General features: G+C 70.7%; 20 protein-coding genes. 9 read left to right on the top strand and 11 right to left on the bottom strand.

Annotated features, from left to right (window positions below; translation table 11 throughout):
• Positions 1–8 precede the first annotated feature (8 nt).
• The 3 genes from D9V41_RS02420 to D9V41_RS02410 are packed head-to-tail and all read left to right on the top strand — an operon-like array spanning position 9 to position 2616.
• Positions 9–731: a LytR/AlgR family response regulator transcription factor gene (locus D9V41_RS02420; protein ID WP_121792908.1), complete on the top strand. Its 723-nt coding sequence runs from the start codon at positions 9–11 to the stop codon at positions 729–731.
• Positions 728–1117, top strand: coding sequence for a DUF485 domain-containing protein (locus tag D9V41_RS02415; protein ID WP_121792907.1), 390 nt, complete (start codon positions 728–730; stop codon positions 1115–1117). Before D9V41_RS02420 ends, D9V41_RS02415 begins: the two co-directional genes overlap by 4 nt.
• Positions 1114–2616, top strand: coding sequence for a sodium/solute symporter (locus D9V41_RS02410; protein WP_121792906.1), 1503 nt, complete (start codon positions 1114–1116; stop codon positions 2614–2616). Before D9V41_RS02415 ends, D9V41_RS02410 begins: the two co-directional genes overlap by 4 nt.
• 20 nt (positions 2617–2636) lie before the next feature.
• Here D9V41_RS02410 and D9V41_RS02405 read toward each other — a convergent pair whose 3' ends face one another.
• Genes D9V41_RS02405 through D9V41_RS02395 form a run of 4 tightly spaced genes read right to left on the bottom strand, consistent with a single transcriptional unit; the run spans position 2637 to position 5008 of the window.
• Positions 2637–3248, bottom strand: a complete 612-nt coding sequence (locus tag D9V41_RS02405; RefSeq protein ID WP_121792905.1) for a hypothetical protein — start codon at positions 3246–3248, stop codon at positions 2637–2639.
• Positions 3238–4032: a CoA transferase gene (locus tag D9V41_RS02400; protein ID WP_166375875.1), complete on the bottom strand. Its 795-nt coding sequence runs from the start codon at positions 4030–4032 to the stop codon at positions 3238–3240. The genes D9V41_RS02405 and D9V41_RS02400 overlap by 11 nt, the downstream gene beginning before the upstream one ends.
• Before the next feature lie 11 nt (positions 4033–4043).
• Positions 4044–4679 carry a hypothetical protein gene (locus D9V41_RS17670; protein ID WP_166375874.1) on the bottom strand — a complete coding sequence of 212 codons (636 nt, stop codon included), beginning with the start codon at positions 4677–4679 and terminating at the stop codon, positions 4044–4046.
• Complete coding sequence (locus D9V41_RS02395) at positions 4676–5008, bottom strand: cupin domain-containing protein (RefSeq protein WP_121792903.1); 333 nt, start codon at positions 5006–5008, stop codon at positions 4676–4678. The genes D9V41_RS17670 and D9V41_RS02395 overlap by 4 nt, the downstream gene beginning before the upstream one ends.
• Positions 5009–5196: 188 nt before the next feature.
• Between D9V41_RS02395 and D9V41_RS02390 the strand changes: the two genes are divergently transcribed.
• The gene (locus D9V41_RS02390) at positions 5197–6075 is read left to right on the top strand and encodes an NAD(P)-dependent oxidoreductase (RefSeq protein WP_121792902.1); all 879 of its coding nucleotides are present in this window, start codon (positions 5197–5199) and stop codon (positions 6073–6075) included.
• Positions 6072–7232, top strand: a complete 1161-nt coding sequence (locus D9V41_RS02385) for an MFS transporter (RefSeq protein ID WP_121792901.1) — start codon at positions 6072–6074, stop codon at positions 7230–7232. The genes D9V41_RS02390 and D9V41_RS02385 overlap by 4 nt, the downstream gene beginning before the upstream one ends.
• Positions 7233–7357: 125 nt before the next feature.
• Here D9V41_RS02385 and D9V41_RS02380 read toward each other — a convergent pair whose 3' ends face one another.
• Positions 7358–8182, bottom strand: coding sequence for an AraC family transcriptional regulator (locus D9V41_RS02380; protein WP_121792900.1), 825 nt, complete (start codon positions 8180–8182; stop codon positions 7358–7360).
• A gap of 132 nt (positions 8183–8314) precedes the next feature.
• Between D9V41_RS02380 and D9V41_RS02375 the strand changes: the two genes are divergently transcribed.
• From D9V41_RS02375 to acs, 4 genes are all read left to right on the top strand, one after another.
• The gene (locus D9V41_RS02375; protein ID WP_166375873.1) at positions 8315–8941 is read left to right on the top strand and encodes a LysE family translocator; all 627 of its coding nucleotides are present in this window, start codon (positions 8315–8317) and stop codon (positions 8939–8941) included.
• A gap of 178 nt (positions 8942–9119) precedes the next feature.
• A complete protein-coding gene (locus D9V41_RS02370) occupies positions 9120–9458 on the top strand; it encodes a DUF485 domain-containing protein (protein ID WP_121792898.1) in 339 nt (112 codons plus the stop codon).
• The gene (locus D9V41_RS02365) at positions 9455–11107 is read left to right on the top strand and encodes a solute symporter family protein (protein ID WP_121792897.1); all 1653 of its coding nucleotides are present in this window, start codon (positions 9455–9457) and stop codon (positions 11105–11107) included. The genes D9V41_RS02370 and D9V41_RS02365 overlap by 4 nt, the downstream gene beginning before the upstream one ends.
• Positions 11108–11223: 116 nt before the next feature.
• Positions 11224–13188, top strand: a complete 1965-nt coding sequence (acs, locus tag D9V41_RS02360; protein ID WP_121792896.1) for an acetate--CoA ligase — start codon at positions 11224–11226, stop codon at positions 13186–13188.
• 93 nt (positions 13189–13281) lie between these two features.
• On the opposite strand, the gene D9V41_RS02355 is transcribed toward acs, so the two are convergent.
• The 6 genes from D9V41_RS02355 to D9V41_RS02330 are packed head-to-tail and all read right to left on the bottom strand — an operon-like array spanning position 13282 to position 18956.
• Entirely contained in the window at positions 13282–14118 is an 837-nt protein-coding gene (locus D9V41_RS02355; RefSeq protein WP_121792895.1) for an ABC transporter substrate-binding protein, read from the bottom strand.
• A 36-nt stretch (positions 14119–14154) separates the two neighbouring features.
• A complete protein-coding gene (locus tag D9V41_RS02350; RefSeq protein WP_121793035.1) occupies positions 14155–14820 on the bottom strand; it encodes an amino acid ABC transporter permease in 666 nt (221 codons plus the stop codon).
• Between the two features lie 5 nt (positions 14821–14825).
• The gene (locus D9V41_RS02345; protein ID WP_121792894.1) at positions 14826–15467 is read right to left on the bottom strand and encodes an amino acid ABC transporter permease; all 642 of its coding nucleotides are present in this window, start codon (positions 15465–15467) and stop codon (positions 14826–14828) included.
• On the bottom strand, positions 15467–16225 hold the full coding sequence (locus D9V41_RS02340) for an amino acid ABC transporter ATP-binding protein (RefSeq protein ID WP_121792893.1): 759 nt from the start codon (positions 16223–16225) through the stop codon (positions 15467–15469). Before D9V41_RS02340 ends, D9V41_RS02345 begins: the two co-directional genes overlap by 1 nt.
• Complete coding sequence (locus D9V41_RS02335; protein ID WP_208006696.1) at positions 16222–17415, bottom strand: aspartate aminotransferase family protein; 1194 nt, start codon at positions 17413–17415, stop codon at positions 16222–16224. The genes D9V41_RS02340 and D9V41_RS02335 overlap by 4 nt, the downstream gene beginning before the upstream one ends.
• Positions 17412–18956: an aldehyde dehydrogenase family protein gene (locus D9V41_RS02330; RefSeq protein ID WP_166375871.1), complete on the bottom strand. Its 1545-nt coding sequence runs from the start codon at positions 18954–18956 to the stop codon at positions 17412–17414. The genes D9V41_RS02335 and D9V41_RS02330 overlap by 4 nt, the downstream gene beginning before the upstream one ends.
• Positions 18957–19078: the final 122 nt, after the last annotated feature.

Raw genomic sequence — 19078 nt, 5'->3', positions numbered from 1 at the left:
TCACTGAGGTGACTGGCCTGCGCACGCTCGTCGTCGACGACGAGCAACCCGTGCTCGACGAGCTCGTGTGGCTGTTGGGGCGCGACGACCGGATCGCCTCGGTCGCGACCGCCCATTCGGGAACCGAAGCGCTCCGGCGGCTCGAGCGGGGCGATATCGACCTCGTCTTCCTCGACATCGCCATGCCGGGTCTCACCGGCATCGAGATCGCCCGGCTCCTCGGCCGATTCCGTCAGCCGCCGCAGATCATCTTCGTCACCGCGCATGACGCGCACGCGGTCGAGGCGTTCGAACTCGACGCGGTGGACTACCTCCTCAAGCCGATCCGCGAGGAGCGGTTGCGCGAGAGCATCCGCCGGGCCGCTCAGGAGCCCGAATCCTCTCCGGACGACACCATCGCCGTCGAACTCGCCGGCGTCACGCGGTTCGTGTCCCGATCCCACGTCACCCATGCCGAGGCGCAGGGCGACTACGTCCGCCTCCATCTGCTGGACGGCTCCAGTCACCTGATCCGGGCGGCGCTCAGCACGCTCGCCGACGAGTGGCGGGCCGCAGGATTCCACCGCATCCACCGCAGCATCCTGGTCAACCGGGCGCACCTGGTCGAGGCTCGCTCCCACGACGGACGGACGACCGTCGTCGTGCCCCGCGGCGACGGCACCGCGGCGCTCCCGGTCTCACGGCGTCACCAGCGGGACCTTCGCGAGCTCATCGGCGAGTACACCCCATGACCGAGCAACGCCGCGAACGCATCACCAATCCGCTCACGACGGCGCGCACCCATGTTCCTCGCTCCGTCCGGCAGGAGATCGACGAGTCGACGGGCGTGGGGCAGGTCTACATCCGCAGCCTCGTCCGCTCTCAGCTCCGAGCCGCGTTGACCGTGCTGGCCACCCTCGCGTTCACCGTCGGCGCGCTCCCGCTGGTGTTCCTCGTCCTGCCCGCCGTCAAAGAAGCGGCGGTCCTCGGCATCCCCCTGCCCTGGATCGTCCTCGGCATTGCCGTGTACCCCGCCGTGCTCCTACTCGGCTGGCTGTACGTCCGATACGCCGAGCGGGCCGAGTCGGACTTCATCGCGCTCGTCGAGTCCGAGAACGACGAGGCGGAGTCGCCATGAGCCCGGGCGCGGCCGTCACGGCGATCGTCGTGGTCGCTGTCGCGACGGTGACGATCGGCGCGCTCGGGCTGCGGATCAGCCGCACGACGAGTGACTTCTACGTCGCCTCCCGCACGGTCACACCCGCGCTCAACGGCTCGGCGATCAGTGGCGAGTACCTGTCGGCCGCGTCGTTCCTCGGCATCGCCGGACTCGTGCTGAGTTTCGGCGCCGACATGCTTTGGTACCCGATCGGCTGGACCACGGGGTACCTGCTGCTGCTCGTCTTCGTCGCCGCACCGCTGCGTCGCTCCGGGGCGTACACGATCCCCGATTTCGCGCAGGTGCGGGTGGGATCGGACGGCGCCCGGCTCGCCTCGACGTGGCTCGTGGTGATCGTCGGCTGGCTGTACCTGATGCCGCAGTTCCAAGGGGCGGGTCTGACGGTGCGAGCGACGACCGGGGCGCCGTCCTGGGTGGGCACGGCGCTGGTGGCGGCGATCGTCGTGGTCAACGTCGTGTCCGGGGGCATGCGCAGCATCACGTTCGTGCAGGCGTTCCAGTACTGGCTCAAGCTCACCGCGATGCTCGTGCCGCTGATCTTCCTGCTCCTCGCCTGGCGGGGTGACGGCGCGCCCGCACCCATCGCTCCCGAGCACTGGTTCGAGCCGCTGGGCGCCGCGACCCCCGAGACCCTGTACCGCACGTACTCGATCATCATCGCGACGTTCCTCGGAACGATGGGACTTCCGCACGTCGTCGTACGCTTCTACACCAACCCCGACGGCCGGGCGGCGCGGAGGACGACCCTCATCGTGCTCGCGCTGCTCGGCGCGTTCTACCTGCTCCCGACGCTGTACGGCGTGCTCGGCCGCGTCTACGCGCCCGACCTCGTCGGCTCCGGCGCCGCTGACACCGTGGTGCTGGAACTGCCCACGCGGATCCTCGGCGGTGTGGCGGGGGACGCGCTCGCCGCCCTGCTCATGGCCGGGGCGTTCGCGGCGTTCCTCTCCACCTCCTCGGGGGTGACGATGGCCCTGGCCGGTGTGGTCGGTCAGGGCCTCGCGCGGCGCGGCCCGTGGCAGGGCCGGCTGGCACCCGTCGCCGCGCTGCGCTGGGCGGCGGTGCTCTGCGTGTCGGTACCGCTCGTGCTCGCGCTGCTCGCCCAGCCGATCCCCGTCGCCAACTCGGTCGTGTTCGCGTTCGCACTCGCCGCGTCGACGTTCTGCCCGTTGCTCGTGCTCGGGATCTGGTGGCGCGGGTTGACCGCCGCCGGCGCGATCGCAGGCCTGGTCGGCGGCGGCTTGGCGGCGACCGCGGCTCCGATTCTGACACTGGTCGCGCGGCCCGAGGGCTGGATCGGAACCGTCATGTCGCAGCCCGCCGCCTGGTCGGTACCGATCGGGTTCGCGCTGATGATCGGTGTCTCGCTCGCCACCCGATCCCGGGTGCCGACGGACGTCTCGCGCACCATGGTGCGCCTCCACACCCCTGAGCGCCTCCCCCTCGACCGCGGCTGACGCGGGCCGTCGATGGCAGGTCAGCCGCCGACGGCGGGACGGTACGGCTCCTCGCGGACAGCGTGAGCGAGGACGAGCTTGAGGGCCATGGCCGCCGGGAGCCAGGACCAGCCCTCGGGTGCGCCGAGCATCATCGAGCCGAGCACCGCGAGCAGGACGAGAGCCGCCGCTACGGGCCGGCGCAGGTAGAGCGGCGCGCCGACGACGATCATGACCGCCGCGAGCACCCCGAGGTGCCAGACGGCTCCCCACCACCACAGCGCGGGTGCGAAGGCGAGGGCGACGATCCAGGGCTGAACGTGGACCGCGGCGAAGAGCACCGGCCGCCGCACGAGCCGCTCACCGAACGACGCCCCGGGCGCGGCCGGTCCGAAGTGTGAGCGCTTGGCGCTGTTGAGCGCGTTGGCCACGACGCCGCCCAGCACGTCGAATCCGATGACGGCCGCCAGCAACCACTGCCACCAGACCCACGGCACCTGCTCGCCCCACCATGCCCAGGCGAGCACCAGCGCGGTGCCGGCACCACCGGCCGCGACAGCCAGCCCACGCTCGGCACGCGTCGCCCCTGCGCCGTAGATCGCATCGCGCTTCCCGATGGGCGGAGTCCAATCGATGCGGACGTCATCGGTCATGCTCGCCCTCCATGGACATCCTGCGCCCCCAGGTCGGGGCGTCATCACCGTGCGGTCGCGAACGCCACTCTCCCACCGAACCACCGAGCGCGAGTGGCGGAGGCGCGACCGTCACCGGCTGCCGCGCACCGTTCCCGTCGTCCACCGTCATCGTCATCGTCGGCAGGTCGCCCGCCTGCTCTCGCGGCTCCACTCCGGCCGCGCCCCGATCGAGCAGCTCCTGCCCGAGCCGCGCCAGCGCCACCCCGACTTCTCGCGTTCCTCCGTCGTCGCGCTGTCGTCGCACCGCGAGGGCGAGCGCCCCGGCCAGCAGATGCCCTGCCCCGTGATCGAGCGCCTGGACCGGCAGCGCGCCAGGTTTCCGAAGAACTCCGTCCATCACGTCCCCCTCAGCCCAGGCGATCCCGGTCGCGGCCTGGACGATGCTGTCGAAACCCCGGCGCGATGACCACGGGCCGACGTGGCCCCAGGCGCTGATCCGTCCGATGACGAGGCCGGGATGCGTGGTGGCGAGTTCCTCTCCGCTCAGGCCGAGTCGCTCCAGGGCGCCCGGCCGGTACCCGGTCACGAGGACGTCCGCGCTGGCGAGCAGCTCGTCGAAGCTCGCCCGGTCCGCGCGACGGTTCAGGTCCAGTAGCGTGCTGCGCTTGCCCTGCCCCGTGTCGAGGTGCTGCCACGCGTGTTCGAGGAGCTGCGGGGCGTCGACGCGCAGGACGTCGGCACCACCGAAGGCGAGGTCGCGCGTCGCCACCGGGCCCGCGATGACCCGGGTGAGATCGAGCACCCGAAGGCCGCTCAAGGGCCTGCGGGGTCGCCGACCCGGGAGCGGGATCGGGCGTGACCGTGCCACGTGGACTCGATGAGTGGTGCGGTCGCGACGGCTTGCGCCTGCGCGTGGGTTCGCCAGGAGTCCGGGTCGCGAACCGCTGCGACGACGGCGCCGGCCGAGACCGCCGCGTCCTCGAGTTCCGCACTGGCCCGTGCCGCCACCACCCGCTCCACCTCGGCCCGGCCGGCGCGACGTCCCAATCCCAGCACGCGCAGGAGGCGCTCCTCGTGATGCGCGTAGTTGGCGTGCGTGCGGACCCACCCGTCGGCGGTCGCCCAGAACCCGGAGAGCGGCGCCCAGATTTGCGGGCGTTCACCGCCGATGAGCAGCAGCTTGTCACTACCGAACGACGCCTCGACCCGGCGCGGCTCCATGACTAGCGGCCCGGAGGCGGGGATCGCACCGCCCACCGCCGTGATCGCCGCAGAGGCGAACGCGACGCTGTCGAGGGCCAGCTCGTCTACCGCGAGGGATGACCGCCAGCTCATCTCTTCGCCGAAGCGATGCACGGGGGGCAGCTCGGTGACGTCGAGATCGACGGCCTCCGCGGCCGATCGCGCGAAGTTCCCCCACCTCCACGGCACGACGCGGGCCCGGCTCACGCCGTTGCCCCGTCCGCAGTGTGCTCTGCCGGACCGAAGACGACGAGCACGACCAGATCCTCCTCGATATCCACGAAACGATGCTCCTCCCCGGCAGGCACGAAGACGACACTTTCGGGCCCGACCTCGACCGTCGTCTCCGGAGTCCACAACCGACCTCGCCCACGCAGCACGACGTACACCTCGTCCTCGCCGTGGGGACCTTGCGGATCATGACCGCCCGCCGCGATGCGGTAACTCCCGACGCTGAGTGCGGGCACGCGCAGGCGCTCCTCGTACGTCGCCTCCTCGGAAACCGCCTCGGTGACGACGCCTCCGATCACCCTCATCGTGACCCTCCTGCCGCAATCGGTAATCGCGCCCATTCAAGCCTCATCGCCGGCCGGACCGCGCGGGCCAATCGCCCGGGACTGGCCCGCCGCTGCGTCACGATCGTTCAAGACCGTCGCTGCGCCACGTCCTAGACAGGGGGTCGGGGACAGCAGCGTCACCGGAACGTCGTCGAGGGGAGCTGGTCGTGAGGCCCGTCGGATTCATCGGTCTCGGCGTGATGGGGCAGCCGATGGCGCTCAACCTCGCCCGTGCCGACGTCCCGCTCGTCGTCTGGAATCGCACGCCCGCCCGCTGCGACCCCCTCGTGGCCGCCGGCGCGGACCGAGCTCCGACCTGCGCCGCGGTCTTCGAGCACTGCCCGGTGGTGCTGATGATGCTGTACGACGAGGCCGCGACGGACGCCGTGCTCGAGCGTGGAACCGGCGAGTTCGCCCGGCGCGTGCGCGACCGCACGGTCGTCAGTCTGGGCACGATGTCGCCGCGGTACTCCGCGCAGCTCGCCCACGACATCGAGGTCGCGGGCGGCTCGTACGTGGAGTCCCCGGTGTCGGGATCGCGCGGCCCGGCCGAAGCGGGTGAGCTCGTGGCGATGCTCGCCGGCCCGCCGGACGGACGCGAGCTCGTCCGACCGCTGGTCGAGCCCCTGTGCTCCCTGGTCGTCGACTGCGGCACCGTCCCCGCAGCGCTGACCACGAAGCTGGCCGTCAACGTCTTCCTCATCGCGATGGTCACCGGGCTGGCCGAGGCGTTCGCCTTCGCCGAGCGGCACGGCGTCGACCCGCGCCTGCTGCAGACGATCATCGACGCGGGCCCCATGTCGTCGGCGGTCTCCCGAGCCAAGGCCGACAAGCTGGTCCGGGGCGACCTCACCGTGCAGGCCGCGATCGCCGACGTGCGCAAGAACGCCGAACTCATCACCGGTGCGGCACGAGAACGCGGTGCTCCGAGCCCCCTACTGGAGGTGTGCCGTGCGCTGTACACGCGCGCCGAGGAGCTGGGGTTCGGCGATGCAGACATGGCCGCCGTCGTCGAGGCGATGCGCGACAGCGGCTCGATCACGTGACGGCCGGCCGCGCGACGCACCCGGCGCTCCTGGGGTTGTGTCTCGTCGAGTTCTCCAGCTGGGGCGTGCTCTACTACACGCTTCCGGTTCTGGGTGTCACGATCACCAATGCCACCGGCTGGCCGGTGCTCGTGGTCCCCACCGTCTACACGCTCGGCCTGCTCCTCGCCGCCGCCCTCGCTCCGCTCGCCGGACGGTGGGTGGATCACCTCGGGCCGAAGCGGGTCATGGCAGCCGGCTCGTTGCTCGGAGCCGCCGGGGTGGCGCTCTCGACGGTGGGTCCTTCCCTTCTCATGTTCGCCGCGGGCTGGTGCTGCGTCGGGGTCGCCCAAGCCGCGACGTTGTATCCGCCGGCGTTCTCGGCCGCCAACCAGTGGTTCGGCGCGGGCGGCTGGCCGCTCACCGTGATCACCCTCGCCGGCGGGGTCTCGTCCACCGCGCTCGCCCCCGTCATCGCGGGCCTGGGTGACGAGCTCGGCTGGCGGCGGGCACTTCTCGTCCTGGCGGCCGGGTACGCCGTCGTGAGCACGAGCGCGGCCGTCGGACTGCTCCGGCCCCGGTGGCGCCGGCCCGAGCGACGTGGCCGCGAACACCGGACGTACGTCGCGGCGATCGGACGCAGCCCGGCCTTCCGGTCCTCACGGCAGGCACTGGCCGTCGCGGCCCTCGGTCTCTATGCAGTCACGCTCACGCTGATCCCCCTCCTCACCGAGCGCGGGTTGGGCTACCGCGAGGCGGCGATGGTGTTCGGCCTCGTCGGCACGGGACAGGTCCTGGGTCGCTTGGCGTTCCATCCGCTCAGCCGGTTCGGCGACCCTCGTTCCCGCCTCCTCGTGCAGGTGGCGGCGAGCGCCACGGTCATCGCGATCCTCGGCGTCGTGCGCGGACCGCTGCACGCGCTCGCGATCGCCGCGGTACTGGCCGGCGCGGTGCGCGGAGCCCACACGCTCGCGGCCGCGAGCGCGGTGTCGGATCGTTGGGGCTCCGAGGCGTACGCGACGATCCTCGGCCGCTTCCACGCCCCGATCGCCGCGGCGATGGCGCTCGGCCCCGCGGCCGGCTCCGCCCTCGCCCACCTGACGGGCTCCTACGGAACGGCGGCGCTCGTCTTCTCGGTACTCACCCTGCTCGCCGTCGTCCTCGTCCGCAAAGCCTGAACACCAGCCCCGCGAGTGGCGCAAACTGGTCCGCGAGTGGCGCGGTTTGGAGGCGATCCCGGCCGGAACCGCCCCGTTCTGCGCCACTCGCCATGAAGGGCGCGGCCGGCGTCCTCCACGATCCGTCAGGAACCGCTGGTGGCCGCGCGCCAGGCGGCGGGCGTGATGCCGTAGGCGCGTTTGAACATGCGAGTCAGGTGCGCCTGGTCGGCGAAGCCCGCCAGCGCGGCCGCCTCGGCGAGCGGCCGTCCGTCCAGAACGAGCCGCCGGGCCACCTGGAGTTGCTGCGCCGTACGGAACCGGCTCGGGCTCGTGCCGTACGCCGCGCGGAAGTGCCGGGCCAGGGTCCACCGGTCGAGTCCGGCGATGACCTCCAGGTCCTCGGCTCGGTAAAGCCGCGCCGGCTCGTCGCGGATCGCGTCGCGGACCCGCCGAACCGCCGCCTCGTGCAGCGGGCCCAGCGGCACCCGGCGCGTTCCGCCCTCGCGCGCGAGCATCGCTGCGACCGCGGCGACGACCTCGACGTGACGGAACCCGTCGGGCGGAGTGTCCTCGTCGGCCAGGACGTCGACGAGAACGCGCGGGACCCGACGAGCGTCGACGACCGGATCGGCGACGAACGGCAGGGCGAGACCGCCGAGCGACTCGCGGACGAGAGCGGGGTCGACGTAGAGGATGCGGTATCCGAAGCCGTCGCCGGTTCCGGGCATTCCGTCGTGGGGTTCGTCGGGGTGCAGCACGTGCCACTGGCCGGGCAGACAGGCGCGCCGGCTCCCCCGATACCCGAAGGCCTGCACACCGAATCGCGTGACACCTACGGCGTACGTCTCATGCCGATGCGGCGAGAAGCCCTCGCCGACGATTCGGGCATCCATCCGCTCCAGGCCGTCGGCGAGGTCGACACGGCGGAACCGATGACCGCTCGCCTGCTGGCCTCCCGGCACCTCCATGAGGTCATTCCACCCGCAACGGGCCACGGCGGCAATGGCCACTCGGCGCGCACTGGCCATCGGGCGTCACAGGGGTTCAAGACCGCGACCGGACGCCATGCGTACCGTGAGCGCGCCTGGAAGGAGGGCACGATGACGGTCGACGCGACTCTCGGGGCGCTCCCCTCCCTCATCGTCGGTGCGCTCGCGCTCATGGGAAGCCCCGGCCCGGCCACAGTCGGCGCGGCCGGCACCGCGGCCGCCTTCGGACTGCGGCGCGCGTTTCCGTACGTCGCGGGCAGCGCCGTCGGGACGATCGCGGTACTCACGGTGCTGGTCGCCGGAGCGGGCGCCCTTCCCGACGCCGAGCTGCGGTGGGGCCGCGTCGACCTCGCGACCGTCGTGATCGTCGTCGCCACGGGCTACTTGCTGTGGCTGAGTTGGCGCATCGCCACCGCACCGCCATCTGCCGCCGGTGAGCAAGCCCTGGCCCCGCGGTTCGTCAGCGGTCTCCTGCTCGGGCTCTCCAATCCCAAGGCGTACCTCGCGCTCGGCGCGCTGGTGAGCGGGCACGGGCTGAGTGGCGCCAGCCCGGCCGGAGCGACGCTCGCGCTCGCGGTGCTCGCCACCCTGGTCGCCCTCGTCCACCTCGCGTGGGCAGTGGCCGGGGCGACGGCCGCTCGGGCTCTGCATCATCCGGTCGTCGCCCGGGGTGTCAACGTCGCCCTCGCCCTCCTGCTCGCCGCGTCGACCCTCCCCCTGCTCGCGGACGTGCTCTGACGGCGGACCGTTCGTCCGCGGATGACGACCGTTCGTCGTGGGCGCGTCGCCGCACGGCGGTCGTCCGGTTCCCTTGATCGATCCAGTCCCCATGTGAGCTGCCACACACCGCCGTCGGGCCCTACGGTCCAGACACGGACACCGATCCCGGTGTCGTGACGTCTGGAGAGGGGGAGCCATGGCCGAACAGATCTCGCGTGAGACGCACCAGGCGTACGAGCGCATCCACCAGGAACCGCAGTTCGCCGAGCTCAAGAGGATCTACCGCGGCTTCGTGCTGCCGATGACCGTGGCCTTCATGGTCTGGTACCTGCTGTACGTGGTGGCGTCGAACTGGATGCCCGACTTCATGAACACCCAGGTGTTCGGCAACATCAACGTGGCACTCCTCTTCGGGTTGCTGCAGTTCGTGACCACGTTCGGCATCGCCTCGTGGTACGCCCGCTACTCCGCGAGCAAGATGGACCCGCTCGCGGACGACCTGCGTGACGACTTCGAGCGGGAGGTCGGCCAGTGAGGACTCAGGACGTGCTCCTCGCCGCGAGTGAGGGATCGAACCAGGCGCTCACCGCCTCCTTGTTCGCCGTCGTCGTGCTGTTGACCGTCGGCATCACCTTCTGGGCGAGCCGCAACACCAAGACCGCTGCGGACTACTACGCCGGCGGCCGCTCGTTCTCCGGAGTGCAGAACGGCTTCGCCATCGGCGGCGACTACATGTCGGCCGCCTCCTTTCTCGGCATCTCGGGTGCCATCGCACTGTCCGGCTACGACGGGTTCCTCTACTCCATCGGCTTCCTCGTCGCATGGCTCGTCGCGCTGCTGCTGATCGCCGAACTCCTGCGCAACTCCGGCCGCTTCACGATGGCCGATCAACTGGCGTACCGCATGCGGCAGCGGCCGATCCGCCAGGCCGCGGCCGTCTCCACCGTCGTGGTGTCGATCTTCTACCTGCTCGCGCAGATGGTGGGCGCTGGCGCGCTCGTCGCCCTGTTGCTGGGCGTGGACAGCCAGACGGCCAAGAACATCACGATCGTCTCGGTCGGCGTGCTGATGATCTTCTACGTCGTGGTGGGCGGCATGAAGGGCACCACCTGGGTGCAGATCGTCAAGGCCGTGCTGCTGATGTTCGGCACCTTGCTGATCAGCGTGCTGGTGCTGGCCAAGTTCGGTTTCAACCTCTCGGACCTGCTCGGCACCGCCGCCGACGCGAGCGGCAAGGGGCAGGCCTTCCTCGAGCCCGGCTTGAAGTACGGCGCGACCACCACGAGCAAGATCGACTTCCTGTCGCTCGGCATCGCGCTCGTGCTGGGCACCGCCGGCCTGCCGCACATCCTCGTCCGCTTCTACACGGTCCCCACGGCCAAGCAGGCCCGCGTCTCGGTGCTCTGGGCGATCGGCCTGATCGGCACCTTCTATCTGATGACGCTGGTGCTCGGCTTCGGTGCCGCCGCCCTCGTCACCGGTGATGCCAAGGACCAGATCGCCGCCTCGGGCGGCAACCTGGCCTCGCCGCTGCTGGCCGAAGCCGTCGGCGGTGGTCCGAGCACCCTGGGCGGTGCGATCCTGCTGGCGTTGATCTCCGCGGTCGCCTTCGCCACGATTCTCGCGGTGGTCGCCGGGCTGACGCTGACCTCGGCATCCTCGGTCGCGCACGACCTCTACGCCAATGTCTGGAAGAAGGGCACGGCGACCGAGAAGGACGAGGTGCGCACCGCCCGGATCGCGGCGTTCGTCATCGGTGGCATCGCGATCGCGCTGGCCATCCCCGGGCAGAGCCTCAACGTCGCGTTCCTCGTCGCCCTCGCCTTCGCGGTCGCGGCCTCAGCCAACCTCCCGGCGCTGCTCTACAACCTCTTCTGGAAGCGGTTCAACACCCGCGGGGCGCTGTGGAGCATCTACGGCGGCCTGATCTCCGCGGTCGGCCTGGTGTTCTTCAGCCCGGTCGTCTCGGGCAAGGTCGACCCGGACACCGGATCGAGCCTCTCGCTGTTCCCCGCGGGAGTCGACTTCAGCTGGTTCCCGCTGGAGAACCCGGGCATCGTCTCGATCCCGCTCGGGTTCCTCCTCGGCTGGCTGGGGACGGTGACCTCGAGCGACAAGGGTTCGCAGGAGCGCTTCGCCGAGCTGGAAGTGCGGTCCCTGACCGGCGCCGGCGCCGAGAAGTAGGCGACGCCGCGGGGTCCGCACGACGGGCCCCGCGGCAACCTTTCTGCCACCTCTGCGCCGAATGCTGTGGGGTGGGACACAATCGTGAGTAGGACCCGATTCGAGGAGAGAGTTTCGTGACAGAGACAGCAGGCATCGACAACCTGGCCCACGAGGACCGCGTGTTCGAGCCGCCCGCCGACCTCGCGGCTCATGCCAACGTCACGGCGCAGGCCTACGAGGACGCCGCGGCCGATCGCCTGGGCTACTGGCGCACGCAGGCCGAGCGGCTGCACTGGCAGACCCCGTTCACCGAGGTCCTCGACTGGACCAACCCGCCGTTCGCGAAGTGGTTCGTGGGCGGCAAGCTCAACGTCGCCTACAACTGCGTCGACCGCCACGTCGACGAGGGTCGCGGCGGCAAGGTCGCCTTCCACTTCGTCGGCGAGCCCGGCGACACCCGCACGCTCACCTACGCCGACCTCAAGGACGAGGTGAGCAGAGCGGCCAACGCGCTCGTCGATCTCGGCGTCCGCACCGGCGACCGCGTCGCGATCTACCTCCCGATGATCCCCGAGGCCGTCGTCGCGATGCTCGCGTGCGCCCGGCTCGGCGCCCCGCACACCGTCGTGTTCGGCGGATTCAGCTCCGACGCACTCGCCAGCCGGGTCGCGGACTGTGAGGCCAAGGTCGTCATCACCGCGGACGGCGGGTACCGGCGCGGCAAGCCTTCGGCGCTCAAACCCGCCGTGGACGAGGCGCTCGAGAAGACGACGGGCGTGGTGGAGAAGGTCCTCGTGGTGCGGCGCACCGGCGAGGAGACCTCGATGACCGAGGGTCGCGACGTGTGGTGGCACGACGTCGTCGACACCGCCTCACCGGAGCACACGCCCGAAGCCTTCGACAGCGAGCACCCGCTCTACGTCATGTACACCTCGGGCACGACCGGCAAGCCGAAGGGCATCCTCCACACGTCCGGCGGATACCTGACGCAGGTCGCCTCGACGTTCCACGCCGTGTTCGACCACAAGCCCGAGACCGACGTCTACTGGTGCACGGCCGACATCGGCTGGGTCACCGGGCACTCGTACATCGTGTACGGGCCCACCGCGAACGGCGCCACCCAGGTGCTCTACGAGGGCACGCCCGACACACCGCACAAGGGCCGCTGGTGGGAGATCGTGCAGGAGTACGGCGTGACGCTGTTCTACACCGCGCCGACCGCGATCCGCACGTGCATGAAGTGGGGCGGCGAGATCCCGGCCGAGTTCGACCTCTCCAGCCTGCGCATCCTCGGCACCGTCGGTGAGTCGATCAACCCGGAGGCGTACGTCTGGTACCGCGAGAACATCGGCGGCGGGCGCACGCCGATCGTCGACACGTGGTGGCAGACCGAGACCGGCGCGCACATGCTCAGCCCCCTGCCCGGCGTCACGAAGGCCAAGCCGGGCTCGGCCATGGGCCCGCTGCCGGGCATCAGCGCCGAGGTCGTGGACGACGCCGGCAAGCCCGTGGGCAACGGACAGGGCGGCTACCTCGTGCTCACCGAGCCGTGGCCGGCGATGCTGCGCACGATCTGGGGCGACGACCAGCGGTACCAGGACACCTACTGGTCGCGCTTCGAGGGCATGTACTTCGCCGGCGATGGTGCCAAGAAGGACGAGGACGGCGCCATCTGGCTGCTCGGCCGCGTCGATGACGTCATGAACGTGTCGGGACACCGGCTGTCCACCACCGAGATCGAGTCGGCCCTCGTCTCGCACCCGAGCGTCGCGGAGGCCGCCGTGGTCGGCGCGACCGACGCGACGACGGGCCAGGCGGTCGTCGCCTTCGTGATCCTGCGCGAATCGGCCGTCGACTCCGGCGAGGAGACCGCGGCCGAGCTGCGCAATCACGTCGCCAAGGAGATCGGCCCGATCGCCAAGCCGCGGCAGATCATGGTCGTGCCCGAACTGCCCAAGACCCGCTCGGGCAAGATCATGCGTCGCCTGCTGCGCGACGTGGCCGAGAACCGCGAGGTCGGCGACGCCACGACGCTGGCGGACTCGTCGGTCATGGACCTCATCACCTCGGGCCTGAAGCGCACGAGCACCGACGACTGATCGGTCCGGGCGGTGGCCGAGACCGCCCGGACGTGACGCGGGCCCGGCAACCGAGGGGGAGGTTGCCGGGCCCGCGCGTGGGGACGAGGACGATCAGATGAGGCGTGCGTCGCCCACCTCGGCCGCCGACGCCGGCAGGCCGTTGTCCTCGAGGATCTTCACGAGCTCACCGTTCTCCCGCAGCTCCTCGATGAAGGCGTCCAGCGCCTCGCCGAGTGCCTCGTTCTCCGGGTTGATGAGGATGGCCGTCTGCGACGGCTGGTTGGTCGAGGACACGCGCTCGTCCGACTGGAGCACCTCGAGCTCGAACTCGGTGCCCTCGGCGGAGATCATCGCCGCGCCGTAGCCGTCGAGACCGGCGTCGAGACGGCCGGCCTTGAGCTCGTTGGCGAGGCTGAGCGAGTCGGGGTAGACCCGCGTCTCGACGTTCGGCAGCGCCTTGAGGTCGTCCACCCAGAGGTAGCCCTCGACCGTGCCGATCCGCTTGCCCTCGAGATCGTCGACGGTGGCGCTGCCGTCGGTCGACATGACGGTCAGCTCGTCGAGGTACACCGGCGTGCTCAGCCGGACGACCTCGCCGCGCGCCTCGGTCCGGTAGAACCCACCGACGGCAACGTCGACACGGCCCTGCTCGGTCGCCGGCACGGCGGTCGCGTACGTGTACGGAGCGTACGTCAACTCGAGGCACGCCTCGGCGGCGAACTGCTCGAGGATGTCGCTGTCGATGCCGGCCATCTCGCCGTTCTCCTCCATGGAGTACGGCGGGGTGTTGGTCAGGGCGACGCTGAGTTCGCCCTCGTTCACGGTCTCGACCTCGATCGTCGGCTCACACGAGGCGTCGACGCTGCTGGCTCCCCCGCCGCCCCCGCAAGCGCTGAGCGTGAGCAGCGAGGCGGCCGCGAGGCCCAGGACGCGAATCGGCGTTTTCATGGTGTCTCCTTGTGGATGGATGGGTGGTGCACGTGGTCAGGTGGTCAGGTGGCGGGACAGGCGCCGCTCGAAGCGTGCGACCAGCCAGCCCGCCGGGATCGTGACGGCCAGGTACAGCAGACCGGCGAGGGTCAGCACGTCGAGGTAGCGGAACGTCGCCGCGCCGATCGAGTAGGCCTGGCTCAGCAACTCGGGAAGGCCCAGCGAGAAGGCCAGCGAGCTGATCTGGAAGATGAGGATCGCGAAGCCCAGCAGGGTCGGCAGGGCGATCCGCAGGCCCTGCGGGATCACCACGAAGCGCATGACGTCGCCGCGGCTCATCCCGAGAGCGTCCGCGGCTTCGAGTTCACCGTCGGGGACGGCCCGCAGACCCGCGCGGATGATCTCACTCGTGTACGCGGCCGTCGTGAGCGACAGCGCGAGTACCACCGCGGCGTAGGTCTCCAGGGTGAGCCCGACACTCGGCAGGCCGAAGTAGACGAGCTGGAGCATCACCAGCGCGGGCATACCGCGGCCGATCTCGACGAGCAGGATCGCGGGCCAGGTGAGCAGCCGCGTCCGGGCGAAGGCCGCGAGCGCCAGCAGCAGACCGGCCGCCAGGCCGATGATCAGACTCAGTCCGGTGACCTGGACACTCACCCAGAGACCGTCGAGCAGTCGGGGGAGCCACTCGGCCCAGTCGGAGAAGATCGCAGACTTCATGGTGCTCACGCTGCCTTCCGGATCCGGGCGAAGCGCTTCTCGAGCCACCGGGACCAGATGGCCAGCGGCGTACCGATCGCGATGTAGACCGCGGCGGCCAGGATGAACGGCATCAGGCCGTCCCCGGACGAGCGCGCATGCTGGTTGGTGACCGACATGATCTCGGCGACGCCGATCGTCGAGACGAGGGCCGAGTCCTTGAGCAAGGAGATCGCCCAGGTGACCATGCCGGGCATCGCGACCCGGAAGGCCTGCGGCGCGATGACCCGCGCCGATGTCGTCGAACGGCTCAGCCCGAGGGCGTCGGCCGCCTCGAACTGTCCCTTGGGCACCGCGAGGAGGCTGCCCCGGTAGACCTCGGACAGATGGGCCGCGGAGACCAGCCCGAGGCCGATGACGGCGGCCTGAAACGGCTCCATCCGCAGCGCACCGCTACCGATGCCGAAGAAGATGATGAACAGCAGCACGATCGGCGGGATGCCGCGCAGCACCTCCACGACCGACCGGCTGAGGCCGCGCACGACCGTCCACCGCGAGCGCCGCCCCGCGACGAGCGCCAGACCCAGGACGGCACCGATCGCGAAGCTCGCCGCGGTGACGCCGAGGGTCACCGGGATGGCGGCGACGATGATGGGGAGGACGTCCATCAGCGGTCCTTGATCGCCGACAGGAACGTCCGGGTGCGCGCGTGCTGCGGGTCGTCGAGCACCTGCTGCGGCGGGCCCTGCTCCAGGATGCGGCCGTCGGCCATGACGATGAGGCGATCGGCCACGGTCGCGGCGAAGTGGATCTCGTGGGTGACGACGATCATCGTCATGCCGGTGTCGGCGAGCTGGCGCATGACCGCGAGGACCTCGAGGCCGAGCTCCGGGTCGAGGGCGCTGGTGGGCTCGTCGAACAGCATGATCTCGGGGTCGAGAGCGAGGGCCCGGGCGATCGCCACGCGCTGCTGCTGACCACCCGAGCACTTCGCCGGATAGGCGTCCGCCTTCTGCTGCAGCCCGACCCGCTCCAGCAGCTCCATCGAGCGGCGGTCCGCCTCGTCGCGGCTGCGCCCGAGGACGCGCTCCTGGGGCAGCGAGATGTTGCGCAGCACCGTCATGTGGGGAAACAGGTTGAACGACTGGAACACCATGCCGACCCGGCGGCGCAGCTGCGTGAGATCGCGCGCGCTGACCGTGCCGGAGGTGTCGAGGTCCGTGCCGTCGACGGTGATGGTGCCGCGGTCGGGCACCTCCAGCAGATTGATGCAGCGCAGCATCGTGCTCTTGCCCGAGCCGCTCGGACCGATGACGGCGACGACCTCACCGCGGGCGACGTCGAGCGACACCCCGTCGACGGCGCAATGCCCCGCGAAAGTCTTCTCGACATCGCGCAGGGACAGGATCGACTCTGCCTGATTCACTGGTTTCCTCCTCGAAGGCCGCGCACGGCCGTGACCACCGCGTCGGTCACGGTGTGCACGTGGTCGTCGGTCATCGGCGTCGACAACGCCAGCAGACCGTTGGTGCCCGCGAGGACGCCTTCGCCGTACAGGGCCCACCAGAGGCGGGGCAGGTCGACGTCCTCTCGGATCCGCGTCAACGACCCCCGTCCGCTGACAGCGATCCCGGCCTCGGTCAGACCGGATCGCAGCTGGTCGCCCAGCGAGTTGAGGCGCGCGATGGTCTCGGCAGAAAAGTGTTCCAGGGCGACCCGACCGGCGATCATCGACATCGGGTTGGCGCTGAACGTGCCGCCCCAGGAGACGCCGAGCTCACGCATCGGATCGAAGACCGCCATGACCTCGGCAGTGCCGCCCAGACCGCCGACCGGGAACCCGCCGCCGATGACCTTACCGACGGTCATCAGGTCGGGCTCGACCTCGTACTCGCGGTGCAAGCCGCCCTCGGCCATCCGGAACGTGATGACCTCGTCGACGATCATGAGCGCCCCGTGGCGTCGGGTCAGCTCACGGACGAGGGTCACGAACTCGGTCGCAGCGGGGACCAGGCCGGCGCGGTTCGGCATGACGTCGATCAGCACGGCGGCCACCTCCTCGCCGCGCGTGCGCATGAAGTCGCGGAGTGCCTCGGCGTCGCCCTGGGGCAGCGCCACGCTCGTGCCGGCGACGGCTTCGGGAATGCCCGGAGCGTTCGATGCGACCACGGCGTCGGAGGTGCCGTGATAGCTGCCCTCGAAGCGCACCAGCAGGTCACGGCCGGTGGCCGCGCGCGCACCGCGGACGGCGGTCATCACCGCTTCGGTACCGGAGTTGGAGAACCGCCACAGGGGCAGGCCGGTGCGCGAGGCGAGCAACTCGGCGAGTTCGATCTCGGTCGCGGTGGGCAGACCGAAGGCGGTCCCGTGCGGCAGTTGCTCGGCGACCGCCTCCTCGACCGGCGCGAACGCGTGGCCGTGGATGAGCGCGGTGTAGTTGTTGTTGCAGTCGATCACCCGATGGCCGCGCTGATCGAGGACGTACGGGCCGCTGCCCGAGACGGCGTACGGCGGCGTCGGCGGGACGAACAACGTCGTCCGCGTGTTGCCCCGCGGCATGACCGCTCGCGCGCGCTCGGCGAGCGGGTGCCCCTCGTAGTCCTGGACGCCGGTCACTGCTGCCCCGCGAAGGTCCGGCTCTGTTCCTTCATGAAGCCCGGCAGGTACCACAGTCCCAGCCCACCCTTGCCGGTCGAGCCCGAGAGCTTCCAGCCGCAGAACGACTGGACGCCCGGCCAGGCACCCGTCGTCGCGCCGGCCGCTCGGTTGACGTAGATGACGCCGGCCTGGATCTCGTCGAGGAACCGGTCGATCTCGGCCTGCTCACCGCTGAAGACGCCGGCCGACAAGCCGTAGTCCACCGCGTTGGCCTCGGCGAGCGCCGCGTCGAAGTCGTCCACCGCGGTCACGGCGAGGAACGGCGCGAACAGCTCGTCGCGGGTGAGACGGTGGCCGAGCGGCAGGTCGGTGACGATGATCGGTGCGAAGAAGTTGCCGGGACGGTCGATGCGGCCCCCGGTCACGACCCGGCCGTCCTGCTGCGCGGTCGCGATGGCGTCGTCGATACGCGCGGCGATCGAATCGTCGATCACGGGCCCGAGGTTCGACGCGGGGTCCAGCGGATCGCCGACGACGAGCTTCTCGGTCTCGCGGACGAGCGCGGCGATCAGATCGTCGGCGACGCGGCGGTCGACCACGACGCGGCGGCAGGCACTGCACTTCTGTCCCGAGAGGCCGAAGGCGGAGCGCACGATGCCCTGGGCGGCGGCGTCGAGATCGGCCGACGCGGCGACGACGGCCGGGTTCTGGCCGCCCATTTCGGCGAGCACGGGGCGCGGCAGGCCGGAGGGGCTGCGGGTCGCCACGAGTTCCCAGCCCACGTGAGCCGAGCCCGTGAAGGCGATGCCGTCGACGTCGCTCTTGGCCAGCGCCTGGCCGACCTCGGCGCCCCCGCTCACGACGTTCAGCACGCCGGCCGGAAGGTGACGGCGCAGCATCCCGGCGATCTCGGCCGTCGAGCGGGGCGTCTTGTCCGACGGCTTGAGCACGACGGAGTTGCCCGTGACGAGGGCGGCGACCATCATGCCGATCGAGAGCGCGACCGGGAAGTTGAACGGCGAGATCACTGCGAAAGCGCCGTAGGGGACCATCACGTCGAAGTTCGTGTCGCCGCCGCTGGGCTTGAGCGGCGCACAGTAGCCGTCGTTCTCGACCATCAGGTCGCAGTAGTGGGCGATCATGTCGAGCACCTCGGTCGTCTCGCCCACGGCCTCGAGCCGGGTCTTGCCCGTCTCGGCCGACACGACCGCGGAGAGGTACGCGATCTCCTGAGCGATGTCCTCGCGGGCGGCGCGCAGCATGGCGACGCGCTCGGCGTAGGGGGTGCGGCGCCACGGTCCCGCCGCCGTCTTCGCGGCGGCCACCGCGCGCGTCACGTCGTCGTCGGTCGCGACGTGCGCAGCGCCGATGACGACGCCGGCGTGGCACGGGTCCTCACGGACGACGACGTCGCCCGTGAACAGCTCCTCGCCGCCGATCACGAGGGGCTGCGGCGCGGGCCGCTCGGCGCGGATGGTGCGCAGAGCCTGCTCGAAGGCCGCTTCGAGAGCGTCGTCCCCCAGCGAGGAGGACGCGTAGTTGACCGTGGGTTCCGTCATTGTCAGTTCCTGCCCTAGTCGTCGGTCGTGGTGCGCGTTAAACATATAGCGCTGTATATTTGAATGCCAAGTGGGGGTGTGCCCTGTAACACAGTCGTTACACCGGGCCGGTCCCGGCGGAG

It is taken from the genome of Aeromicrobium phragmitis, assembly GCF_003674095.1.
GTDB classification, from domain to species: Bacteria; Actinomycetota; Actinomycetes; order Propionibacteriales; family Nocardioidaceae; genus Aeromicrobium; species Aeromicrobium phragmitis.
This window is presented reverse-complemented; position numbering and strand designations above follow the sequence as displayed.

Coding starts and splice junctions, on each gene's coding strand:
- D9V41_RS02380 (WP_121792900.1), bottom strand. CDS start 8,182: ATGGAGGTGCCGGGAGGCCAGCAGGCGAGCGGTCATCGGTTCCGCCGT.
- D9V41_RS02350 (WP_121793035.1), bottom strand. CDS start 14,820: ATGAAGTCTGCGATCTTCTCCGACTGGGCCGAGTGGCTCCCCCGACTG.
- D9V41_RS02355 (WP_121792895.1), bottom strand. CDS start 14,118: ATGAAAACGCCGATTCGCGTCCTGGGCCTCGCGGCCGCCTCGCTGCTC.
- D9V41_RS02415 (WP_121792907.1), top strand. CDS start 728: ATGACCGAGCAACGCCGCGAACGCATCACCAATCCGCTCACGACGGCG.
- D9V41_RS02395 (WP_121792903.1), bottom strand. CDS start 5,008: ATGAGGGTGATCGGAGGCGTCGTCACCGAGGCGGTTTCCGAGGAGGCG.
- D9V41_RS02345 (WP_121792894.1), bottom strand. CDS start 15,467: ATGGACGTCCTCCCCATCATCGTCGCCGCCATCCCGGTGACCCTCGGC.
- D9V41_RS02330 (WP_166375871.1), bottom strand. CDS start 18,956: ATGACGGAACCCACGGTCAACTACGCGTCCTCCTCGCTGGGGGACGAC.
- D9V41_RS02370 (WP_121792898.1), top strand. CDS start 9,120: ATGGCCGAACAGATCTCGCGTGAGACGCACCAGGCGTACGAGCGCATC.
- D9V41_RS02405 (WP_121792905.1), bottom strand. CDS start 3,248: ATGACCGATGACGTCCGCATCGATTGGACTCCGCCCATCGGGAAGCGC.
- D9V41_RS02375 (WP_166375873.1), top strand. CDS start 8,315: ATGACGGTCGACGCGACTCTCGGGGCGCTCCCCTCCCTCATCGTCGGT.
- D9V41_RS02410 (WP_121792906.1), top strand. CDS start 1,114: ATGAGCCCGGGCGCGGCCGTCACGGCGATCGTCGTGGTCGCTGTCGCG.